The following is a 210-nucleotide window of genomic DNA, read 5'->3' on the forward strand; positions in this document are numbered from 1 at the left end:
GTGACGGTGATCAGCTCCAAACCCGTCTCGGCCCGCGTGCTGGATGCGGCGATTGCCTGGCAGCTGTCCCTCGATTCGGGCGACGGCAGCGTAATTGAGCGTGAAGAATTCGATAAATGGCTGGCCAGCGATGAAGAACACGCCCGCGCCTGGCGCCAGTTGGGCATGCTCGACCAGCGTTTCAGCGTGGCCTCGGGTCCGGCGCGGGCG

The 210-nt window shown here is 65.2% G+C and carries 1 protein-coding gene; it reads left to right on the top strand.

The annotated features are described in order from the left end of the window. A partial coding sequence (locus ACW9IR_RS30515) for a FecR/PupR family sigma factor regulator (protein ID WP_457466341.1) occupies positions 1 to 210 on the top strand: 210 nt, incomplete at both ends.

The organism is Pseudomonas sp. SDT291_1_S447, assembly GCF_054070155.1.